This is a genomic window from Helicobacter cetorum (assembly GCF_900198405.1).
In the GTDB taxonomy this organism is placed as follows: domain Bacteria; phylum Campylobacterota; class Campylobacteria; order Campylobacterales; family Helicobacteraceae; genus Helicobacter; species Helicobacter cetorum_C.
In genome coordinates, this window is sequence record NZ_FZMR01000006.1 from 81476 (window position 1) to 102662 (window position 21187).

Below are 21187 nucleotides of genomic sequence, written 5' to 3' on the forward strand. Positions count from 1 at the left end.
GAGAACTCCATTTTAAGTAGTTAAAGTGGTGGCGGTTCTTATAAAAGGCTACACTAACTTTATCATAGAAAAAAATCTCTTTTTGATAAATAACAACGCATGCAACATTATTAATGATAAAAAGAATTTAAACCAATATGAAAAACCCATTTTTTCAGCGATGAGATGAGCGATGTTATTGGTATAAATATGAAAAACATAGATAAAAAAACTATGTTTACCATAAAAGTTTAAAACTTTGATGTTTAGATATTTGCTTAAAGTGCCAAGCAAGATAATCATGCTTAATGCCCATAGAACTTGTATGATTGAATTAGAATGATAAGTAGGAATGTTTTGGAAAATATAAATACTCATGAGCGTTAGCAAAGCGCTTGTTGGAAGTATTTTACTCTCTCTCTCTCTCTCTCTCTCGTAATTGACATTTGATAGTAGAAATACCCTAAGACTAAATAGATCAGAGATGTTAAGGCTCTAGGGATTTGAAAGTAGTTAGGGAAATAAGATGAAATACTAAAAGCCAAAAGTGAAAGAAAAATAAGAATATACATGTTTGAAGTGAATTTTAAAAAACTTGCCAAAAGGACTTTGGATACAAAAAGACATGGTAAGAACCACAAAACTAACGCATAAGTGCCATTTAAATCAGCTGTTAAAAACAAGCCTTTTAGAGTTGGTGCTATTTCTAAAGCCTCTCTATGCAAAGCAAGGCGTTTTAAAATTTCTACACCAATTCCTAAAAGAGTAAAGATAAAATACGCCCCTATAAGTTTTTTAAAATTCCTTGTAATAAAACTTAATAACTCTAAATTTTTAGGGATAAAAAACCCTCCTACAAAGAAAAATAATGGCATGTGAAAAGAATAAATCAAATTAGAATAAGGGGAGTTAATATGTCCTAAAACAACCGCTAAAATACCTATGGCTTTAAGATTATCGGCTAATTGATTGCGTTGAATCATTGCAAAAAATCCTTTTTAAAGAGAAATGAAAGAATAGTATTGAATTTTTAGCAGAGCTTATAGCTCTGCATAGTTTTATTTAATAAATTGCTTATATAAAAACTCTGTTCTTCCTATAGCTATAATGTGCCCACGCATTTTGTCATGCAAATCGCCTAAGAAAAAAGGGGTTTGTAATTCAAGTTTAGGAATGTCTAAGGCATACACTTGGATAAGATAATGATGATCGCCATTAGGGGGCATAGGGCCGATATAGACACTATTATTCATATTAGAATGCTGTTTTTCACTCTCACTAAGAGTTGAACGCACAAAACCTTGAGTGAGTGAATTGACCCCTTGAATAATTTCTTTATCCATCATTGAAGCGTTTTCTTCTAAGACATTGCCAGAAATATTGCCCACAACCCAGTGGATAAAAGTCATGCCACACACTTTTTGAGCGTCATGGTCTATAAGCTCTAAAGCATAGCTTTTAGCATTTTCTACCTTGTCCCATGAAATCTTAGGCGAATAAGTGGGTAAGCCATTTTCATCTAAAAATTCTTTAGGGGCGTTACCGCCAAACTTAGCGTCTAGATAGCCTTGTGAATCAATCTCAATATAAACATTAAAACTTTGCATAATTTATACTCCTAAAAGTTTTTATTGTGAATTTTTGAGTATTTATTTTATCACATGCTAACCACAAGAATAGCGTAAATTAGGGAAAATAATACAAATATATAAAAGCATAGAATAAGAATTATTAAGAAATAGCTATAATTTTTGTATTTAATTAATAATTTGTTTCTTGTTTATTGCTATCATTTGCGAATGGAAAAGAGAATAAATGATTTATGTGCCAGAATGGATGCACTATTGGAACAGCAAAAAAAGGTGTTTGTATTACTAGAAAATACTTTAAGCACTCGTGTGTGGCTCTCTCCACAAGAGGCATTATTTACAAGCTTGATTAAGCCAAATAATGATGTTTCTTTAGGAAATAGCCATAGGTTTTTAAGGGGTGTTAGTGAAGAGATGGAATTAGCTCCAGAACTAGCCCCAGAAGATGAAGATAAGCGTCTTTTTATCTTAAAGCATTTAGGGCATGTGGATATTACCCGCAACAAACAAGACCCTAATTCCAAAAAGGATTGCTTAGAGTTTATCCAACAATATAATATTCCTAAACCGCTTATTATTACCGTTCTTTATAATGTCAAAGGGATTAAACCAACTAAAAAAGAAGTCTCTAGACAATTACAAAAACTTTATGTGTGGGAAAAGCGCTATCAAAAAGGTGGGATAGATGCCTTAAAGGATAGGAGAGGAAGACCTCTTAGTTCTTAAGCCCTGCGTTTATAACCTACTTTTTGTGGTAGGGCAGAGTAGGGGATTTTTCAAAAAAGAGTTGTTTTTAGTAAATTCTGTTGTATTTTTAAGTTAAAATTAAGAAAGTTTTTTGTATTTATCAAGTATTAAACTTAAATGGGAACAATCGCTCAAAAATTTTAAAGGAGAAATACTTCGGTGTTACACGAAAGAATTTATTTAGACAATAACGCTACGACTAAAATTGACCCTAAGGTCAAAGAAATCATGGAGCCATTTTTAACAGAGCATTACGGAAACCCCAGCTCTTTGCATAAATTTGGCACAGAGATTCACCCTGCCATTACTGATGCATTAGACAAGCTTTATATGGGCATTAATGCTAGAGATATAGATGATGTGATTATCACTTCTTGTGCGACTGAAAGTAATAATTGGGTTTTAAAGGGCGTGTATTTTGATGAATGCTTAAAGAAAGGCAAAAATCATATTGTTACAACCGTTGCAGAGCATCCGGCTGTGCGAGCGACTTGTAGTTTTTTAGAAAGTTTGGGGGTAGAAGTTACTTACTTGCCTATCAATGAGCATGGGAGTATAACAGCCAAGCAAGTTGAAGAAGCCATCACAGAAAAAACGGCTCTAGTGAGCGTGATGTGGGCTAATAATGAAACCGGTCTTATTTTTCCTATTGAAGAAATTGGAGCTATCTGTAAAGAAAGGGGTGTGCTGTTTCATAGTGATGCGGTGCAAGCCATTGGTAAAATTCCTGTAGATGTGGTCAAAGCGAATGTGGATTTTCTCTCTTTTAGTGCTCATAAGTTTCATGGACCAAAAGGTATTGGGGGGCTATACATTAAAAGTGGGGTGGAATTGACTCCCCTTTTTCATGGCGGAGAACATATGAATGGTAGGCGTAGCGGGACTTTGAATGTGCCTTATATTGTGGGCATGGGAGAAGCGATGAGACTAGCGACTGAATATTTAGACTATGAAAAAAATGTCATCGCAAAATTGCGTGATAAATTAGAAGACGCTCTTTTAAAAATTCCTGATGTGATGGTGGTGGGCGATAGAAAACATCGTGTGCCTAATACGACTTTAATTAGCGTGAGAGGGATTGAAGGGGAGGCTATGCTATGGGATTTGAATCGTGCAAATATCGCCGCATCAACGGGGAGTGCGTGTGCGAGTGAGGATTTAGAAGCAAATCCGGTAATGGTAGCCATTGGGGCTAGTAAGGAGCTTGCTCACACAGCAATTAGGCTCTCATTGAGCCGTTTTACAACCGAAGCTGAGATTGAAAAAACGATTGAAGTTTTTTCTAAAGCAACTACAAGATTGAGAAATATTTCAAGCTCTTATTAAAGATATTAAATAAAAGGAATAAATAATGGCAAAACATGATTTAGTGGGTTCAGTTCTTTGGGATGCGTATTCTAAAGAAGTGCAAAGGCGTATGGATAACCCTACGCATTTAGGGGTTTTAACACAAGAACAAGCTAAGGAAAAAAACGCAAAGCTTATTGTGGCAGATTATGGTGCAGAGTCTTGTGGAGATGCGGTAAGATTGTATTGGCTTGTAGATGAAAGCACAGACACCATTATTGATGCGAAGTTTAAAAGCTTTGGTTGTGGGACAGCGATTGCAAGCTCGGATATGATGGTTGAATTATGTTTGGGCAAAAAGGTGCAAGAGGCAGTAAAAATTACGAATTTAGATGTAGAAAGAGGCTTGAGAGACGACCCAGATACCCCAGCAGTTCCGGGACAAAAAATGCATTGCTCGGTTATGGCATATGATGTGATTAAGCAAGCTGCGGGGCAATATTTGGGCAAAAGTGCAGAAGATTTTGAAGATGAAATCATTGTGTGTGAGTGTGCGAGAGTGAGTTTAAGCACTCTAAGGGAAGTGATTAAACTTAATGATTTAAAAAGCGTTGAAGAAATCACTAACTACACCAAAGCCGGTGGTTTTTGTGGGAGCTGTATTAGACCCGGTGGGCATGAAAAAAGAGATTATTATCTTGTGGATATTCTTAAAGAAGTGCGCGAAGAAATGGAAGCTGAAAAACTTAAGGCTACAGCCAATAAATCTCAAAATGGGGAATTATCTTTTAGAGAAATGACTATGGTTCAAAAGATTAAGGCGGTAGATAAGGTCATTGATGAAAATATCCGCCCTATGCTGATGATGGATGGAGGGGATATGGAGATTCTAGATATCAAAGAAAGTGATGATTACATTGATGTGTATATCCGCTATGTAGGAGCATGTGATGGATGCATGAGTGCTACTACGGGGACTTTATTTGCCATTGAAAACGCCTTACAAGAATTGCTAGATAGAAATATCAGGGTGTTACCGATTTGAGTGTTTTAATAGAAATGTTATTGACCGTTTAAAAAACGGTCTTTTTATCTATTAATTAAAGATGTTTAAATTTTTTAATTCGTCAATAAGTTTTTTTGTTTGAGGACCTGAATAAAAACCTCTTTTACCAAACAGATAGTCTTTTGAGTTTTAATAATTCTACGGTTTTTTAAATAAATACTTAGCATCGCTCTCGTTCTCTTTTGAATCTAAGTATCTAATCCTGTCTTCAATATTAGAATATTTAGTTTGTAACAATATGTTGCAAGCCATAAGAATGTGCATGTCCATTCTTTTAGATCATGGAGTAATGGTTTTATTGCCACAGAAGAAGTTATACCAATACCATAAAACACTGCAGTAATAATATTCACTTGGGTAGCTATGGTGAGTAGATAATTTATTGTCTTTTTGTTTTTCTTCAATAGTGGAACTAACATTATTTTTTGACTTTATGTGGTTCTTGATGAAAAACAGATATAAAAATTATAGCGATTGTTTCTATGTCTATTTTTTGTATGGAGGAATAATGTCTGAGTATTGACCCCTTAATCTTTCAAAAAATAATCCTATTCCTTCTTGACCCATGAAGAAGTTTTCAATTTTTTCGTGGTATTCATTTAACGATTGTAAATCTTTATCAATGGCGTTTTGATTATTGGCTGAATATATAATGTCTTTCTTTAATGTCTTATCTTTAGTGGCGATTACTTTTATAACCATTTCAACATTATCGATCTTTTCTTTTTTCTTTTTTATATTGATGAAAAAGGACATTTGTTGTTTGACACCCATTGATAATTCTTGGAAATGTAAGTGAAAAATTATTTTTTAGATCTTTCTCTTTCTATATTGTCACAGACAATAACTAACCCATTGTTGAGAAAAGGAAAATAACATTTTTTGCTTTCATTGTTTAAAGTTTTTTCAATAGATTGATTGACATTTGTTTGCCCAATGCAACTTCTGAAATTTTCCATAAATAAACTTTGTTTTAAATGACCGTCAGTAGTTAGTATTAAATTTTTCAGATTTTGGAATTTAACAGTTGCCAATAAACTAATTTCAATATTTTTAACAGAAGGTAACTCAATCGTATCTTCAAATTGTAACTTTACTGCATGAAATCTAGCAATTTTGTCATACTTTTCCTTGAGCTCATCTTTTTGGAGGATGCCAATTCTGTCAAGAATACATTTATGCTCTAAATCATTCCTAGATTGAATTTTATTTTCTTCAATTTTAATCTTATTAGGTGAAAAATTATGCGAAGTTCTCCCATTCTTGTAAATTGTATAAAAAGGTTCAATTTCTATATTCTCTGTTAGAAAGCTAACAACCGTATCTACAAAAGTGCTAAACTTTTGTTCATTGAAACCGTTCTGTGTTGTAGATTGTATAAAACCTATTTTAACATTTATTCTTTTCTTATCACCAAATTTATCTATATCAGATTCTTCAGCTATTGATTATCCGTTTCCTATGATTGCAATGCCATCTATTCCTTGTGCCTTATCTGTAGATATTGATGCAATATCGTGTAATTCTTCTTCCAATAGATTTGAGGCAATAATATAGTTACTGAAGTCTTCAAAAATATTATTTTCATTTTGCTCACTTTTAGTTATGTTAAATCTCTTTAAAAAATCATTGATTTTAGCATTTAAGCCAATATCAAACTTTTGTGCCCATTGAGCATTCCTTGATAATTATTTTAAAGCTACGATTCTAGCTTAGTTATAGTTAATATCTTTCAAAGATTTTTCTAACTTTTTCTACATCCTTAGTCTTTGTTAAAGCGAGCTGTAAAAGCACTCTAGCTTTTTGTGGGTTGAGATTATCGCTTGCTACAAAATGGTAGGTCTTGTCATCAATTTCGCCCGGACTTGTGGTTTCACCACTGCCTACTCTGCTAGAACGCACAATAACAACTCCTTGATTGCTTGCATTTTGCATAGCTTTTAGCAATGTCTCATTGACATTCCCATTACCCACTCCAGCAACTACAATGCCTTTAGCGTGATGCTTGATGCTTGCATTCAACAATTCTGCATCACTATTAGTATGAGCATAGATAATATCCACTCTAGGCAATAGAACATCATGGTTTGAAGAATGCTTAACTAGCTTTTCTAGCTCGCTGATAGAAAATTCGCTTTCATTAGTGTGTTTTCTTAAAGGTTGCATATAATAACGCACTTTAGCATAATACACACTCCCTATAGCACCGCTGTTTGGGGCTTTAAACGCAGAAGTGTGCGTGGTATTTGTCTTAGTAACTTCTCTAGCGCTAAAAATATTATCGTCCATGACAACCAATACACCCTTATTTTTACTTTCTTTATTGGTGGCTACACTCACAGCGTTGTATAAATTAAGAGCACCATCAGCACTCAAGGAAGTAGAATTACGCATAGCTCCCACTAATACAATAGGCTTATTAGAATGCACCACGAGATTTAAAAAATACGCACTTTCCTCTAAAGTGTCTGTGCCATGTGTAACTACCACACCTTGAATATCTTTATTATCTAAAAGCTCTTGAATGCGTTTAGCAAGCTTGAATTGCACCTCTTCATTCATGTCTTGTGAGCCAATATTTGAGATTTGTTCAGACTTAAGATTAGCAAGCTTTTTAATATTAGGAACAGCATTGATAAGCTGTTCAACGCCTAATTCCCCACTTTTATAACTGCTGGTGCTATCACTAGCACTACTCCCTGCGATTGTTCCGCCTGTCGCTAAAAGTGCGATAGTAGGTAAGTGTTGAGCCATAAGTAACCCCTTAAAACAAACAACCATCAACAAACATCTTAAAAATGCTTTAATCATGGCTATCCTTTAGATTTTAAATGTGATTTTAAGTATAGTATTTTGTTAGTAAACTAATTCAAACGGCTTATACAATCTAATTAGATTAGAAAAGATTGATTGTATTTTTTTAATAAATCTAATTTAGTAAAAAGTTAATGATTGAATAACAAAAAAATGTGATTTAGTTTGAAACTTTAAGTATTTTTGAGTATAGTTTTCTTATTATTAAATAAATTTAAAAAGGGTTAGCCATGGATACCTTTTTTCAAATTGTAGTGTTACTTTTTTCACTTTTTTTAGGGGCTAGGCTTGGGGGCTTAGGGGTAGGCTATGCGGGGGGCTTGGGTGTGCTTATTCTTTGCTTATTTTTAGGGTTAAATCCGGGTAAAATCCCTTTTGATGTGATTTTAGTGATTATGGCAGTCATTAGTGCTATAAGTGCCATGCAAAGTGCTGGGGGCTTAGATTACTTAGTCAAAATTGCTGAAAAATTTTTAAAAAAACACCCCAAACAAATCAATTATTTTGCTCCAAGCGTGGCGTATTTTTTAACTCTTCTAGCTGGCACAGGGCATACGGCATTTTGCTTGATGCCTGTAATTGTTGAAGTGAGTCAAAGTCAAAATATCAAACCCAAAGTGCCTTTAAGTTTAGCGGTAGTGTCTAGTCAAGTAGCCATTACAGCAAGCCCTGTAAGTGCGGCTGTGGTGTTTATGAGTGGCATTTTAGAACCCTTAGGGGCAAGCTATCTCACGCTTTTAATGATTTGGATTTCTACGACTTTTCTAGCATGTATACTCACCGCCTTTATAATGAGTTTTACGAATTTGAGATTAGATAGCGACCCCATTTATTTGAAGCGTTTGAAACAGGGTAAAATTTCGCCCCCCACTACTCAAGCAGAAAAAGAAGTGTCTAAGAATGCCAAATTATCGGTATGGATTTTTATGGGTGGGGTTGTAGCGATTGTTTGTTATGCGAGTGCGATTTCTAAAAATATCGCTCTAATTGAGCCAGTGATTTTAGGTAGAGATTATGCGATTGTGTGTTTCATGCTGAGCGTGGCGACTTTAATTGTGTTATTATGTAAGCTAAATACTAACGATATTTCACAAACAAGTGTGTTTAAATCCGGTATGCAAGCATGCGTATGCGTGCTTGGAGTAGCGTGGCTAGGGGATACTTTTGTGAGTAATCATATAGATGAAATTAAGCATTACGCTTCTTTTTTGATTAGAGATTATCCGTTTTTGCTTGCGGTGGCACTCTTTTTTGCTTCCATGCTTTTATATTCACAAGCCGCTACTTCTAAAGCCCTTATTCCAAGCGTGATTATGGCTTTGGGTATTAGTGCAAATAATACAGAATATTTGTATATTATCGTGGCTTCTTTTGCAAGCGTTTCGGCATTATTTGTATTGCCTACTTATCCCACTTTACTAGGAGCGATTGCTATGGATAATACCGGCACCACGAAAATGGGGCGTTATGTGTTTGACCACTCGTTTTTAATTCCTGGGGTTTTAATCGTGTCTTTGAGTGTGGCACTAGGTTTTATTATTGCACCGCTGATTTTATAGTGTTAGTTTTCATGGTTTTTATCTTTTTGTTTTTTTGGGTGGAGCTTTGTGAGTTTTAAGTCATTTTGCATTACAATATTCACAAACGAGTTCTGAGTTAAGGATTATGATAGATATGCAAGTCTTAGCGTTAAAATACCGCCCCAAACATTTTAGCGAGCTAGTAGGACAAGATAGCGTAGCCAAAACGCTTTCTTTAGCCCTAGACAATAAGCGTTTGGCTAATGCTTATTTATTCAGTGGGTTAAGGGGTTCTGGTAAAACAAGCTCTTCTAGGATTTTTGCTAGAGCGTTGATGTGTGAAGCAGGGCCAAAAGCTGTGCCTTGTGATACTTGCATTCAGTGTGAGAGTGCTTTAAATAACCATCATATTGATATTATAGAGATGGATGGGGCTTCTAATAGGGGGATTGATGATGTGCGTAATCTCATAGAGCAAACCCGCTACAAACCAAGCTTTGGGCGTTATAAAATCTTTATCATTGATGAAGTGCATATGTTTACTACAGAAGCATTTAACGCTCTTTTAAAGACTTTAGAAGAACCCCCTAGTCATGTGAAATTTCTTCTAGCAACTACTGATGCTTTGAAATTACCTGCAACTATCCTTAGTCGCACCCAGCATTTTAGATTTAAAAAAATCCCAGAAATTGCTGTAATAGCCCATTTAAAAACCATTTTGGAAAAAGAAAAAGTGGGTTATGAAGAGAGTGCATTAGAAAAACTAGCTCACAGTGGACAAGGAAGCTTAAGAGATACGCTCACTCTTTTAGAACAAGCCATAAATTATTGCAATAATTCTATCACAGAGAGTAAAGTAGCTGAAATGTTGGGGGCGATTGATAGAAGTGTATTAGAAGACTTTTTTCAAAGTTTAATCAACCAAGATGAAGCCTTATTACAAGAGCGTTATGGAATTTTAGAAAATTATGAAACAGAAGGCGTTTTAGAAGAAATGATGCTTTTTTTGAAAGCAAAGTTATTAAGTCCTAGCTCATATTCGTTAATTTTGATAGAGCGGTTTTTTAAAATCATTATGAGTAGCTTGAGTCTTTTAAAAGAAGGGGCAAATTCTAGCTTTGTGCTGTTATTATTAAAAATGAAATTTAAAGAAGCCCTAAAGCTTAAAGCCTTAGATGATGCGATTTTAGAATTAGAACAAACTAAAGAAAAAATCTCTCAACCCCCCTTAAATCAAAACTTAAACTATAACGAAAAAGAAGTTCCAAGATTAGAAACCAAAAACTTAGAAACTCCACAAGAAAAAACCCTACAAGCTTCTACGCTATCAGCCAAAGAACAAATTTTTCAGAATTTATTCAAGCAAGTTCAAAAATTAGTTTATGAGCGAAACTATGAACTAGGGGCTGTGTTTGAAAAAAGTATTCGTTTTGTAGATTTTGATAGTAATACTAAGACACTCACTTGGGAGTCTCTAGCGATAGATAAGGATAAGGAACTTTTAAGAGAGCATTTTAAAATTGTCAAAAAAATTGTTGATGAAGTTTTTGGTAAAAACGAGACGATTAAAATCGCCCTAAAAAGCACAGAAAATCTTAAGGATATAGAGAATACAAAATCTTCGTTAAACACACAAGAACAAGTTAATAACGGACAAATTACCCCTAAATTAATGAATAACGCCCCACAAGAACAAATTATAGACCTTTCAAAAACGACCCCTAAAGTTTCTAAGGTAGAAGTTAAAAAAGAAACTCAAAACAAAGAAAACCCTAAAGAAATACAAGAACCCCCTTTAAATGAATTGCAAAATTTTATAGATAACCATAAAGAACTCATTAAAGAGATTAAGAGTGAGTTTGGGGTTAAAAGCGTGGAGCTACTATGAGAGCGAATTTAGATGAGCTAGAAAAGATTGCTAGTGAAATTTTGAAAGATAATTTTATGGGGGTGGTTTTTTTAAAAGGCGTTGTAGGAAGTGGCAAAACGACCTTGGTTCAAGCTTGCTTAAAACATTTGGGTTTAGACAAGCAGGCTACTTCGCCGACCTTTAGTTTAATGCACGCTTATAGTGAAAGCGTGTTTCACTATGATTTTTATATGCGTGATTTAGAAGCTTGTTTAAAACTTGGCATGCTAGAGTGCTTGTTAGAAAAAGGGATTCATTTTATAGAATGGGGCGATGAAAAATTAGAAAAAATTTTAAAAAAATACGATTTAGCTATTAAGGTTGTAGAAATTAAAACAGAGCTAACAAACCGCTTTTATACAATAAGGGTTGCTTGAATGGATATTTTAAAAGCAGAGCATTTAAACAAACAAATCAAAAAAACTAAGATTGTTTCAGATGTTTCTTTGGAAGTTAAAAGTGGCGAAGTAGTGGGGCTTCTAGGACCTAATGGAGCGGGTAAAACAACCACCTTTTATATGATATGCGGACTTTTAGAGCCTAGTGGGGGGAATGTTTTTTTAAACGATGTAAATCTCGCTAAATATCCTTTACACAAGCGTTCTAACTTGGGCATAGGCTACTTACCCCAAGAATCAAGTATTTTTAAAGAATTAAGCGTAGAAGAGAATTTAGCCCTAGCAGGGGAGACCACTTTTAAAAGCTCTAAAGAGAGTGAAGAAAAGATGGAGCAAATGCTAGATGCTTTTAATATCCAAGCCATTAGAAAACGCAAAGGCATGAGCTTGAGTGGGGGAGAAAGAAGGCGTGTAGAAATCGCAAGAGCTTTAATGAAAAACCCTAAATTCGTGCTATTAGATGAGCCATTTGCTGGGGTAGACCCCATTGCGGTGATTGATATTCAAAAAATTATTGAAAGCTTAGTGGAATTAAACATCGGCGTGTTAATCACAGACCATAATGTGCGAGAGACCTTGAGCGTGTGCCATAGAGCGTATGTGATTAAAAGTGGCACGCTTTTAGCGAGCGGAAATGCTAGTGAAATTTATGAGAATGCCTTAGTGCGTAAGTATTACTTAGGGGAGCATTTTAAGGCATAAGTCAATGGCAATTTTACGCACAAACCTTAGTTCCAAAAACAAATTAAACGCTACCTTAAAAAACTGGCTTCCCATTTTACAAAGCGAGCTTGAAGACTTAGAAGAAGTTTTAAAAGAAAATGCACTCAATAACCCCTTAATCAAAATTGAGAATAAACGAGTGAAAAGCTTTAGTGAGCGGTTTAATTCCAAAAATACCAGCGATAATTTGGAGAATTTTACTATCGCTAAAAAAAGCCTTTTTGAGACCTTACAAGCTCAAATTACCCCCCCCCTATTTCCTACTGAAATCTCTCAAAGAATCGCCATGGATATTATTAGTGGGTTAAATAGCGAAGGGTATTTTGAAGAAAATATTGAAGAAAGGGCTAGGATTTTAGGCGTAGAAAGTGAAATGTATGAGAAAGTGCGTAAGCGTTTTAGCTATCTTACCCCAGCTGGAATAGGGGCAAAGAATGTTAAAGAGAGCTTTTTGTTTCAGTTAGAGAGTAGGGAACTAGAGAATAACGAGCTTTATGAAGAAGTTCAAAAGATTATTTTTTATTTAGAAAAACACCATGAATTTTCTAAAGATTTCTACTATGAAAAAGCCTTAAAGATTTTAAAATCTTTTAAAAATCCCCCAGCTATTGAGTTTTTAGAAAGAGAAAAAGAAGTCATTCCTGAGCTTTTTATTGTGGAAGTGGATAATGAAATAGTGGTGCGTTTGAATGATGAGAGCTACCCTGTGATTAGTTTAGAAGAAACGCATTTCAAAGACACAAACTATTTGAAAGAAAAATTAAAAGAAGCCAAAGATTTGATTGATGCCTTGAATTTGAGAAAAGCTACCATCTATAAAATCGGACTCATGCTTTTAGAGTATCAATATGATTTTTTTAAGGGTAAAGAGCTACGCCCTTTAAAATTGCTAGATTTAGCCAATGAATTTAACCATTCTGTAAGCACGATTTCAAGGGCTATTTCTAATAAATATTTAGCATGTGAAAGGGGGGTTTTTCCTATTAAGAGTTTCTTTAGCATTGCATTAGACAATAGTGAGACTTCAAACGCTGTGATTAAAGACTATCTTTTGGAATTGATTAACAATGAAAATAAGAAAAAGCCTTTGAGCGATGCTAAGATTTTAGAACTCATTGAAGAAAAATTCCATTTAAAAATGGTGAGAAGAACTATTACAAAATACCGCCAACTACTCAACATCGCTTCTTCAAGCGAGAGAAAAAAGCTCTATTTAATGCGTGCTTAAAAATATTAAACAAAATATTATTTTTTAAGAATTGCTTGCATGCTATATGGATTGATGTTAAAAACAGGTTTTTTATTTCAAAACCCATGCTCTTTTAATTTTGTTTTTATCGTTACTTAAAATGATTGAAAAATGCCCCCATATAACTAAGGCGTTTGTAGTCTTTTATTTCTTTTTGTTGCTTTAAGATTATCTCTTGCTATACAACGCTATCGCAAGCCCTCTATTATTAAGTTATCAACACACCATTAAAAATAGAGCTATAAACTATTTAAAGTCCCTAAACAACGCTCCTAAGTCTAAGTCAAGTAGCTGAGTGTGTGAGCGTAGTTTGAAAAGGTTTTCTGCCCCTTTGATTAAGTCGGTGCTAGAAATACCATGCGAAAGAGAGATTTTAGCTTCTAAAAAGGCACTCAAATGGTCGCATACTTTTAAAAGCTCCCCGCAAACCCCTTGATATTCATCTTGATTATAAAGTGCAAATAATTCGTTAGCGTCTTTAGTAAAAACAATTTGATTTGATTTGTCTTTGTAGCGGTTTTTAAATTCATTTTCGGTAAAATATTTTAAATCTTCTTGAACGCCTAAAGAGACAAATGAATAGACTTTGTTTTGCATTTCTTCTTTTTCAATGTCTTTAATGCAATCATCAAGCCCCACAACACTTCGTTTAATAGGTGTAATGATGTCTCGTGTCAAGATTTCAGGTAAATCATGGAAGAGTCCACCTAAAAAGTGATTGATTCGCATGTTTTTACAGGTCTTTAAATCAAAGCTCAACAAATATCCCATAATAGCTACGCATAAGGTATGCCCTAAAACGCTTGTTTGTGGCACTCTTGGGGTTTGACTCCATCGCTTTTGAAAACGCAATTGCCCAAACATGCTCACCATTTTTTTCAAATCTTCTTTTTCCCCAAAAAGCCCTTCAAATAAATGCTCGTTATTTTTGAGTTGTTTATCAATTTTTTCTTTAATTTCTTTTACGCCATACATATTGGGGTTGAAATGATAGATAATATCAAACTCCCATTTAGACGCATAAAAATGTGCACTTTCTAAGATTTGAGTCTCTAAATTTTTAGGCTTATGGCTTAAATAATCTTCTAATTCTTGCAAGGAAAAATAAGAGCTGATTTCATCTTGCAAACTTTGTGCAACATAGGATGCTAATTCTTTATGATGGGTTTGTTGAAGAGCGTAAAAAATAGGGGGTTTAATATCTGTTAGCACCAAGCGTTCAAAAAATTCAAAACAAAAATACTTAATCAAAATATCTAAATCTAAGTTTTTGCCCCTATCTATTAAATCTTTAGCGAGTAAATACATAATCATAGCTTTATGGGCTTGCTTGTCTAATTCCACAAATTCTAAAGGGCATGCTTGGTCATTCCAACGCCTAATAGAGGCAGATACAAACAAGCGTCTTAAGAGCTTAGATTGGAGCTTGGGTTTTTTTAGAAAAGAAAACCAACGGAATAAACTGATTTTCATAGGGTGTGCTCCATAAGGCATGGATATATCCTCAATGAATAATTGTTAGAATGCAAGTATTATAACAAAAATGGCGTTATTTTTAAATAGGTTTTGGTGGTAAGGAATCTTGGTATTATTTTATTTATGTGAAATAAGAAATGAGTTGTTTTCAAAATAACTAAGGATATTGCAAATAAAATTAGGTTATAAAATAATTATATATTATAAAAAATATATAATTATTTTATAATAACTTAACCGGAAAGATTATTATTTTTTATTTATTTTTGATTTAAAAAATAAAAATAGGCTAAGGTAGATAGAATGTAGGCTGAGCTTAGATGATCTGTATAACCAAAAGCTTGTAATAATTCTGTAGCCCTATAAATGCTCTCTATAATTTTTTCGTATTTTTGCTCAATTTCTTTGATATTTGGCTTATTAAAATTACTTAATTTAAAAGCAGTGTTGCTACCAATTAAAAGCAAACAAGTTTTTAGCACTTGGTCTCGCCCCACATTTGAAAAGTTTTTGTCTTTTAAGTCATCTACTAGTTCATTCATTTTTTCTTTAATATCACCTCAAAAATTTACTATCAAAAATAGATATCATGATATTGAAATGAATAAAGGTGTTTAAAATCTCTGTTAGTGGGTTTCTTTTTCTTCAAAAAATAAAACAAGTTTATCTCTACAAAAACATTTTACATTTTTTTAAAATTCCGTTTTCTCCATCATAAAAATTGCATTCCTTTGTATATTTTGCAATACTCTTACTTCATTTTTGTTTGTTGCCATATCATTTTTTTGCAACTTCCAGAATTAAAAAGAGCTAATAGTATAATTATCAAACAATAGTTTTTTAACCACACCTTTTTAAAAGATATGGTTAAACATACTTATTTCTTCGCCCTTTTTCTCATATTGGGGTCTAAAATCTTTTTTCTAATCCTTAGATTTAAGGGCGTAACTTCTAAAATCTCATCTTCTTCAATCCATTCTAACGCCCTTTCTAAAGCCATGGTTCTTGGTGGAGTGAGTTTAATCGCATCATCGCTCCCACTAGCTCTCATGTTGGTTAAATGTTTTGACTTAATAGGATTCACATCTAAATCATTATCTCTACTATGTTCGCCTATGACCATGCCCACATAAACCTTAGTTTGTGGATTGATAAAAAGCACGCCTCTTTCTTGGATATTAAAGAGCGAAAAAGCGGTCGCTTCGCCATTTTCCATACTAATTAACGCCCCATTTTTGCGAGATTCCACACTCCCACTAAACTCTCTAAATTCTAAAAAGCTATGGTTCATCACGCCTTCACCCTTAGTGTCGGTCAAAAACTCACTTCTATAACCTATAAGCCCCCTTGCTGGGATTTCAAATTCTAATCTTGTATAGCCATCACTCATAGGGTTCATGGCTTTCATCTCGGCTTTTCTCTTGCCTAATCTCTCAATGATAGCCCCACTAAAATCTTGGGGGGTGTCAATCACTAAATGTTCAAAAGGCTCGCATTTTTTACCATTCTCTTCTTTAATAATCACTTCAGGGCGTGAAATACTAAATTCAAACCCTTCACGGCGTAAATTCTCCGCTAGAATGGTGATTTGTAATTCCCCACGCCCACTCACTTTAAACTTACCTTCGCCCATTTCTTCGCATTTCATAGCGATATTAGTTTGCATTTCTTTTAATAGTCTGTCTTTAAGCTTGTTAGCGGTTACATGCTTTCCTTCTAGCCCTGCTAGAGGGGAATCATTGACCGCAAAATACACGCTCATAGTAGGCTCTTCTAAATGCATGGGGTCTAAGGGCATAGGATTAGCAGGGTCTACTACACTATCGCCTACATCCATTGCATTAAAACCAGCAATCGCCACGATATCGCCTGCAGTTGCGTTTTCAATCTCAGTTCTTGCTAGTCCTAAAAAGCCTATAAGTTTAGTGATACGCCCACTTTCTTTACTCCCATCGCTTTTCATTAAAAGAACGCTCTCATTCTTTTTAACCGAGCCATTAAACACTCTTGCAATTCCGATTTTTCCCACATAGTTATCATAATCAAGCGTAAAAATTTGCATTTGCAACGGCTCATCTACGCTTCCGCTAGGACTTGGCACATGCTCTAAAATCGTTTCAAAAAGCGGCTCTAAATTTTTCTTTTCATCATCTAAATTTTTCATCGCATAGCCATCGCGTGCAGCGGCATAAACTACGGGAAAATCTAGTTGTTTATCATTAGCCCCCATAGCTACAAATAAATCAAAAACTTCATCTACCACTCTATCAGGTTCAGCAGCAGGCTTATCAATTTTATTCACCACAACAATGGGGCAAATTCCAAAGCTCAAAGCCTTTTTAACCACGAATTTGGTTTGAGGCATAACCCCTTCTTGAGCGTCTACTAAGAGCAATACGCCATCTACCATTTTTAAAACCCGCTCCACTTCGCCCCCAAAATCAGCGTGTCCGGGAGTGTCAATGATATTGATTTTAGTGTCTTTATAATGAATGGCGGTGTTTTTAGAAAGGATAGTAATACCTCTTTCTCTTTCTAAATCATTGCTATCCATAACTCTTTCATCTACCTTTTCTCTCTCACTAAATGTGCCAGATTGAGAGAGCAAGCCATCTACTAAAGTGGTTTTTCCATGGTCAACATGCGCAATTACGGCGATATTTCTAATATTTTTCATCAATATTCCTATGTTAAAATTAAAGGTGTAAAGTCAGAAGTATAATACATTTTAACTTGATAAAGGTTTAAGCAGTTTGTGTTATATCTAGTCCCAAGTTTTTAAACTTTTCTCTTAAATCTTTTTCTATAAAATGGCTTCTATGGGCTTTTAAAAACCATTCATTTTTGCAATTAGGTGGCATAAAATCATCATTATCCCTATAAAAAAAGATAAAATAATTTTTCTTCAAGTAGTAAGCTAAATGGATTAAAAACGAATCCCCCCCCATATACAAATCACTTTCTAAAATAAGATTTTTAACTTCTTCTAAACTTGTTTTGGTGTAGTAATGAGTTACTTCATCTTTTAAAAAAAGATAGCGTTCTTCAAAATCTAAAAGCGTGATAGAAAAGGGCTTTAAAAGTTTTAAAATAATTTGTAAATGCTCTAAAGAAATATTTCTATAATTTTCTCTAGTAAAGGGGTTAATCAAAATTTTTTTGGGGTTTTTTGAGTTTATAAAATATTGAGTGCTATCAAAAACATGCCCATAAATTTGTGAAAACAACTCTTGGCGGTTTTGATAAACATTTTTAATTTCTTTGCTCGGAGTGCTTACTTGAATAAACTTAGATAAAAGAGAGCTTCTAAAATCTTGTTTTTCTAAAACCAAATGCTTGATGTGGTATTTTTTGATTGTTTTTAATAAGGAATAAAAATCTCGTATCGCTAAAAACACGCCTTGTTTTTTAATCTCATAAAAAGCTGGCACATTTTCAAAAATAGGGATAATCTCAAAATGTTTTTCACATTCTAAGAGTTTGGCAATTTTTAAGGTTAAATGCGTGCCTAAAATTTTAAGGGGTTTTTGTTGCTTACTTGCTATCTCCCTTAAAAGACTAAGTGTGATGAGATTATCCCCTAAGGCTAGAAGACAAGCAAAATGCATGATTTTTCCTTATGATTTAATTGCAAAATGTTTAGAATCTAATTTTTCTATTCCTAAGCATTCTAGATAAGTTTTTTCATCAAACTTATCGTTAATAAACTGCGTAAATAGGGGCAAGCATTCTAAATCTTTTCTTAAAATTTTATGCGTTCTAAAAAGTTTTTCAAAAATAAATTGCATTAAATCGCTGTTTAATAACTCTTTTAATGTGTAAGATTGAATAGGAAAATTTTCTTTTAAAACAAACATGTTCGCACTATTTAAAAAAAGGCGTTGCTTAGTATCACAAAAAAAGACAAGTTTTGAAGAAATGAATTTATACACGATTTTTTCTCTAGCCTTGTAAAGACTTAGGGGAGCAACTTGCTGGCATTGTGATAAATCAGTGCTAATAAATTTACTAGGGGTTTTTAAGCTATCCTTTGAAATATCTGAACCACTAAAAATAGGAATGGTATTTCTTTCTTGCTTAGAATACAATTTTTCTTTGTTATTACCCGTAACAATCCCTAAAGCAAAATGAGCGTTATCTTTTAAAGTCATATGGGGGATGGAAAAAAGGTGGTCTAAAACTTCATTTTCTTTACTAGAGCAATGGATATTAAAAATCTTTTTAGGATTGTTTGAGAAAGAATAAGGCGAGCGTTTGAACTCATTATCTTGATAAAAGCAAGAGATTTTTTCATCATTATTGGGGGTTTTATTTGGGGTTTTTGTTAGCACTAAACCCACAGCCCTAGTTATTAGGGTTTTAAAAGGTTTGTTAAAATCCATTAATTTTTTGATTTGAAATGTAAGAGCGATTTCTCGCATTTCACTAAACACATCAATATTCAAACAGCTTTCTGGCAATAATAGTCCCAAATGAGCGTTTTCTTTCAAGCAATTTAAACTCGCCATAAAAAATAACGACGCACTATCTAGGCTTTGGATGAGATTAAAACGCCGTTTGAAAATTTCTTTTTGGTTTTTATGGTATTTCTTACCCCATGGCGGATTAGTGAAAATACAATCAAATTGTGGGGTATGTTCTAAGTTTAAAAAATCTTTTTGCAAAATATTAGGGCAATCTATACCATAACGCTCTTTAATACGCTCTTTAGTTAAAGCGATAGCAAAGGCATCTATATCATAGCCATAGATATTTTCAACCTTGAAACCTAGTTTTAAGGCATGCATAATAAAATTCCCACTCCCACAGCACGGGTCGCAAAATGTAGCACAAGATACATCAAAATCTTTAGGAAGTGTAAAAAGTCGCTCCACTATTGTATTTGGAGTGTAGTAAATGCCTTCCAAATTTCTAGTGGTATTAGAAAGTTCTTCTTCATAATAAGAACCTAAATTTTCTAAAAGAGAGCTACTTTCTAATTTTTTGAGATATTTTAAAGTAAGTTCTTTATGGTTGTATGTGTCTTTTAAGGATTTGTTAGCATATTTGTTAAGCTTATTTTTTCCTAAATGGTTGTGACAAAAATCTAAAAAAGAGCTAGTTTTGACATAAATTTTATTATCCATTTCTATGGTCTCTAAGAGATTAGTTTTTATCCAATTATGCACGCTACTATGAGAAACATTGAGCGAGTGAGCGATTGTTTCAATAGAAGTAGCGTTTGAAAACATTTTCAAAAATTATAAACATAATTCGCACTAAATACGATAGAGCGCTTAAAATACAGGGCCGAATTAAGCCCCTTGCCATGGGATTCATAATAAGAATTAACCGCTAGGGGGATTTGCATGCCTATTTCAAAACCATTATGTCTGTCTATATTAGTGCGAAACCCCCATTTTAAAGGGATTTGAAAATAGCTTGTGTGCATTGTCGCACTATAGTTAGGTAAGTAATTATTAATAAAATTCATTTGGCTAATCCACATGCTCATGCCCTCTGCTACCCAAGAACTTCCCGCTAAAGCAAAGCCCATATAAATTCCGGTTGTAAAATGCGTTTTTTCATTGTCTATAAAGTTGAATAGATAGTCTGCCCCAATTCCATAAACATGGTTATTCATCTTTCCTAAAATCGTTGTTCCATTGCCACGATAATTAGGGTTAGAATAGCCGTATTCATAGAATAAGTAGTAGCGAAACCCATGGCGTTTTTCCTTACCAAAAAAATGTTTATAGCCTACATTCAAGCTTACGCCAAACATATTAGAGTTAGTCGCACTTGAAGGGCCTTTTGGCATGGCATTGATAGAATTAGAAATTTCAGCGATTTGGCTAGATAGATTGGAAAGAATAGTGCCTTGTGATTGTGTAAATTGTTTTTCTAAATTACCTAAATTCTCTTCAAAAGTTTGTGGGGAAGTTAAATTTTTAGGATTTTGCATGTTTTCTAACGCTTTATCTAAACCTAGAGTTGAACTCGCACTATGGCTTATAGTTACGATTTCTCCAATGCCTTTAACAACTGATTGAATGTATTGCATACCTTCTTGTTTTTGTTTTTCTTCTTGTTTGATTTGCTCGGGACTTGGTTCAAAGCTAGGGTCAAGCTTTTTTATCTTTTCTTCTTTTTGTGCTTGTTCTTGGGCTTGCTTTAACTGATTATTGATATACGCAAAGTTTTTTGACATTCCTTTCACTTGATTTTCAACCTTTTTAAGCTGAGCGATATTATTTTGAGCGTTTATGATAGTTTTAATGCGCTCTTGGTTTAAAAAAGGGTCATTTTGTTGCACCGCATGCATAAGAGAGTATTGAAAACCTACGCTTGCATAAGCTCCATTTTCCTCTGTAAAACCAAAATGAACTAAAGATAAATACAATAATACTTTTTTAACTCGCATTTATTAAACCTTTTTAAAAAATAACCA

The 21187-nt window shown here is 33.9% G+C and carries 19 protein-coding genes and 1 pseudogene; 8 read left to right on the top strand and 12 right to left on the bottom strand.

Annotated elements, in window-relative coordinates:
* Window positions 1-48: 48 nt before the first annotated feature.
* The 3 genes from C6H25_RS02650 to C6H25_RS02660 form a co-directional block, all read right to left on the bottom strand.
* Complete coding sequence (locus C6H25_RS02650) at window positions 49-357, bottom strand: hypothetical protein (protein ID WP_158653859.1); 309 nt, start codon at window positions 355-357, stop codon at window positions 49-51.
* Between the two features lie 5 nt (window positions 358-362).
* A complete protein-coding gene (locus tag C6H25_RS02655; RefSeq protein WP_104747925.1) occupies window positions 363-962 on the bottom strand; it encodes an acyltransferase family protein in 600 nt (199 codons plus the stop codon).
* Window positions 963-1037: 75 nt separating this feature from the next.
* Window positions 1038-1586, bottom strand: a complete 549-nt coding sequence (locus C6H25_RS02660; RefSeq protein WP_104747926.1) for a YbhB/YbcL family Raf kinase inhibitor-like protein — start codon at window positions 1584-1586, stop codon at window positions 1038-1040.
* 192 nt (window positions 1587-1778) lie between these two features.
* Here C6H25_RS02660 and C6H25_RS02665 point away from each other — a divergent pair, with 192 nt between their 5' ends.
* From C6H25_RS02665 to C6H25_RS02675, 3 genes are all read left to right on the top strand, one after another.
* Window positions 1779-2294, top strand: coding sequence for a helix-turn-helix domain-containing protein (locus tag C6H25_RS02665; RefSeq protein WP_104748003.1), 516 nt, complete (start codon window positions 1779-1781; stop codon window positions 2292-2294).
* A gap of 180 nt (window positions 2295-2474) precedes the next feature.
* Window positions 2475-3641 (top strand): NifS family cysteine desulfurase, encoded by a 1167-nt coding sequence (locus tag C6H25_RS02670; RefSeq protein WP_104747927.1) that lies wholly within the window; start codon window positions 2475-2477, stop codon window positions 3639-3641.
* A gap of 25 nt (window positions 3642-3666) precedes the next feature.
* Entirely contained in the window at window positions 3667-4647 is a 981-nt protein-coding gene (locus C6H25_RS02675) for an iron-sulfur cluster assembly scaffold protein (RefSeq protein WP_104747928.1), read from the top strand.
* Window positions 4648-5154: 507 nt separating this feature from the next.
* Here C6H25_RS02675 and C6H25_RS08950 read toward each other — a convergent pair.
* From C6H25_RS08950 to C6H25_RS02685, 3 genes are all read right to left on the bottom strand, one after another.
* Window positions 5155-5442, bottom strand: coding sequence for an AIPR family protein (locus tag C6H25_RS08950; protein WP_199768920.1), 288 nt, complete (start codon window positions 5440-5442; stop codon window positions 5155-5157).
* Window positions 5443-5471: 29 nt separating this feature from the next.
* The gene (locus tag C6H25_RS08955) at window positions 5472-5702 is read right to left on the bottom strand and encodes an AIPR family protein (RefSeq protein WP_199768921.1); all 231 of its coding nucleotides are present in this window, start codon (window positions 5700-5702) and stop codon (window positions 5472-5474) included.
* 688 nt (window positions 5703-6390) lie between these two features.
* Window positions 6391-7476, bottom strand: coding sequence for a type II asparaginase (locus C6H25_RS02685; RefSeq protein WP_104748004.1), 1086 nt, complete (start codon window positions 7474-7476; stop codon window positions 6391-6393).
* A gap of 236 nt (window positions 7477-7712) precedes the next feature.
* Here C6H25_RS02685 and C6H25_RS02690 point away from each other — a divergent pair, with 236 nt between their 5' ends.
* The 5 genes from C6H25_RS02690 (at window position 7713) to C6H25_RS02710 (ending at window position 13260) form a co-directional block, all read left to right on the top strand.
* Entirely contained in the window at window positions 7713-9041 is a 1329-nt protein-coding gene (locus C6H25_RS02690) for an anaerobic C4-dicarboxylate transporter (protein WP_104747929.1), read from the top strand.
* A gap of 115 nt (window positions 9042-9156) precedes the next feature.
* Complete coding sequence (locus C6H25_RS02695; RefSeq protein WP_104748005.1) at window positions 9157-10890, top strand: DNA polymerase III subunit gamma/tau; 1734 nt, start codon at window positions 9157-9159, stop codon at window positions 10888-10890.
* Window positions 10887-11288 (top strand): tRNA (adenosine(37)-N6)-threonylcarbamoyltransferase complex ATPase subunit type 1 TsaE, encoded by a 402-nt coding sequence (gene tsaE / locus C6H25_RS02700; RefSeq protein WP_104747930.1) that lies wholly within the window; start codon window positions 10887-10889, stop codon window positions 11286-11288. Before C6H25_RS02695 ends, tsaE begins: the two co-directional genes overlap by 4 nt.
* Window positions 11289-12011: an LPS export ABC transporter ATP-binding protein gene (gene lptB / locus C6H25_RS02705; protein ID WP_014658778.1), complete on the top strand. Its 723-nt coding sequence runs from the start codon at window positions 11289-11291 to the stop codon at window positions 12009-12011.
* A 4-nt stretch (window positions 12012-12015) separates the two neighbouring features.
* A complete protein-coding gene (locus tag C6H25_RS02710) occupies window positions 12016-13260 on the top strand; it encodes an RNA polymerase factor sigma-54 (RefSeq protein ID WP_104747931.1) in 1245 nt (414 codons plus the stop codon).
* A 267-nt stretch (window positions 13261-13527) separates the two neighbouring features.
* Here the strand turns inward: C6H25_RS02710 and C6H25_RS02715 are convergent, their stop codons facing one another.
* The 6 genes and pseudogenes from C6H25_RS02715 to C6H25_RS02740 all read right to left on the bottom strand — a co-directional run bounded on the left by C6H25_RS02715 (window position 13528) and on the right by C6H25_RS02740 (window position 21160).
* Window positions 13528-14775 carry an HD domain-containing protein gene (locus C6H25_RS02715; protein ID WP_418904539.1) on the bottom strand — a complete coding sequence of 416 codons (1248 nt, stop codon included), beginning with the start codon at window positions 14773-14775 and terminating at the stop codon, window positions 13528-13530.
* 242 nt (window positions 14776-15017) lie between these two features.
* A complete protein-coding gene (locus tag C6H25_RS02720) occupies window positions 15018-15299 on the bottom strand; it encodes a hypothetical protein (RefSeq protein ID WP_233707311.1) in 282 nt (93 codons plus the stop codon).
* 335 nt (window positions 15300-15634) lie between these two features.
* Complete coding sequence (gene typA / locus C6H25_RS02725; protein ID WP_104747932.1) at window positions 15635-17434, bottom strand: translational GTPase TypA; 1800 nt, start codon at window positions 17432-17434, stop codon at window positions 15635-15637.
* Window positions 17435-17501: 67 nt separating this feature from the next.
* The gene (locus C6H25_RS02730) at window positions 17502-18365 is read right to left on the bottom strand and encodes a glycosyltransferase family 9 protein (protein ID WP_104747933.1); all 864 of its coding nucleotides are present in this window, start codon (window positions 18363-18365) and stop codon (window positions 17502-17504) included.
* Window positions 18331-19988, bottom strand: a pseudogene (locus tag C6H25_RS02735) (TaqI-like C-terminal specificity domain-containing protein). The gene C6H25_RS02730 and the pseudogene C6H25_RS02735 overlap by 35 nt, the downstream one beginning before the upstream one ends.
* A gap of 2 nt (window positions 19989-19990) precedes the next feature.
* The gene (locus C6H25_RS02740; protein WP_104747934.1) at window positions 19991-21160 is read right to left on the bottom strand and encodes an outer membrane beta-barrel protein; all 1170 of its coding nucleotides are present in this window, start codon (window positions 21158-21160) and stop codon (window positions 19991-19993) included.
* Window positions 21161-21187 lie beyond the last annotated feature (27 nt).

Coding starts and splice junctions, on each gene's coding strand:
- typA (WP_104747932.1), bottom strand. CDS start 17,434: ATGAAAAATATTAGAAATATCGCCGTAATTGCGCATGTTGACCATGGA.
- C6H25_RS02695 (WP_104748005.1), top strand. CDS start 9,157: ATGCAAGTCTTAGCGTTAAAATACCGCCCCAAACATTTTAGCGAGCTA.
- C6H25_RS02665 (WP_104748003.1), top strand. CDS start 1,779: ATGGAAAAGAGAATAAATGATTTATGTGCCAGAATGGATGCACTATTG.
- lptB (WP_014658778.1), top strand. CDS start 11,289: ATGGATATTTTAAAAGCAGAGCATTTAAACAAACAAATCAAAAAAACT.
- C6H25_RS08950 (WP_199768920.1), bottom strand. CDS start 5,442: ATGGGTGTCAAACAACAAATGTCCTTTTTCATCAATATAAAAAAGAAA.
- C6H25_RS02690 (WP_104747929.1), top strand. CDS start 7,713: ATGGATACCTTTTTTCAAATTGTAGTGTTACTTTTTTCACTTTTTTTA.
- C6H25_RS02720 (WP_233707311.1), bottom strand. CDS start 15,299: ATGAATGAACTAGTAGATGACTTAAAAGACAAAAACTTTTCAAATGTG.
- tsaE (WP_104747930.1), top strand. CDS start 10,887: ATGAGAGCGAATTTAGATGAGCTAGAAAAGATTGCTAGTGAAATTTTG.
- C6H25_RS02740 (WP_104747934.1), bottom strand. CDS start 21,160: ATGCGAGTTAAAAAAGTATTATTGTATTTATCTTTAGTTCATTTTGGT.
- C6H25_RS02710 (WP_104747931.1), top strand. CDS start 12,016: ATGGCAATTTTACGCACAAACCTTAGTTCCAAAAACAAATTAAACGCT.
- C6H25_RS02655 (WP_104747925.1), bottom strand. CDS start 962: ATGATTCAACGCAATCAATTAGCCGATAATCTTAAAGCCATAGGTATT.
- C6H25_RS02715 (WP_418904539.1), bottom strand. CDS start 14,775: ATGCCTTATGGAGCACACCCTATGAAAATCAGTTTATTCCGTTGGTTT.
- C6H25_RS02660 (WP_104747926.1), bottom strand. CDS start 1,586: ATGCAAAGTTTTAATGTTTATATTGAGATTGATTCACAAGGCTATCTA.
- C6H25_RS02650 (WP_158653859.1), bottom strand. CDS start 357: ATGAGTATTTATATTTTCCAAAACATTCCTACTTATCATTCTAATTCA.
- C6H25_RS02730 (WP_104747933.1), bottom strand. CDS start 18,365: ATGCATTTTGCTTGTCTTCTAGCCTTAGGGGATAATCTCATCACACTT.
- C6H25_RS02675 (WP_104747928.1), top strand. CDS start 3,667: ATGGCAAAACATGATTTAGTGGGTTCAGTTCTTTGGGATGCGTATTCT.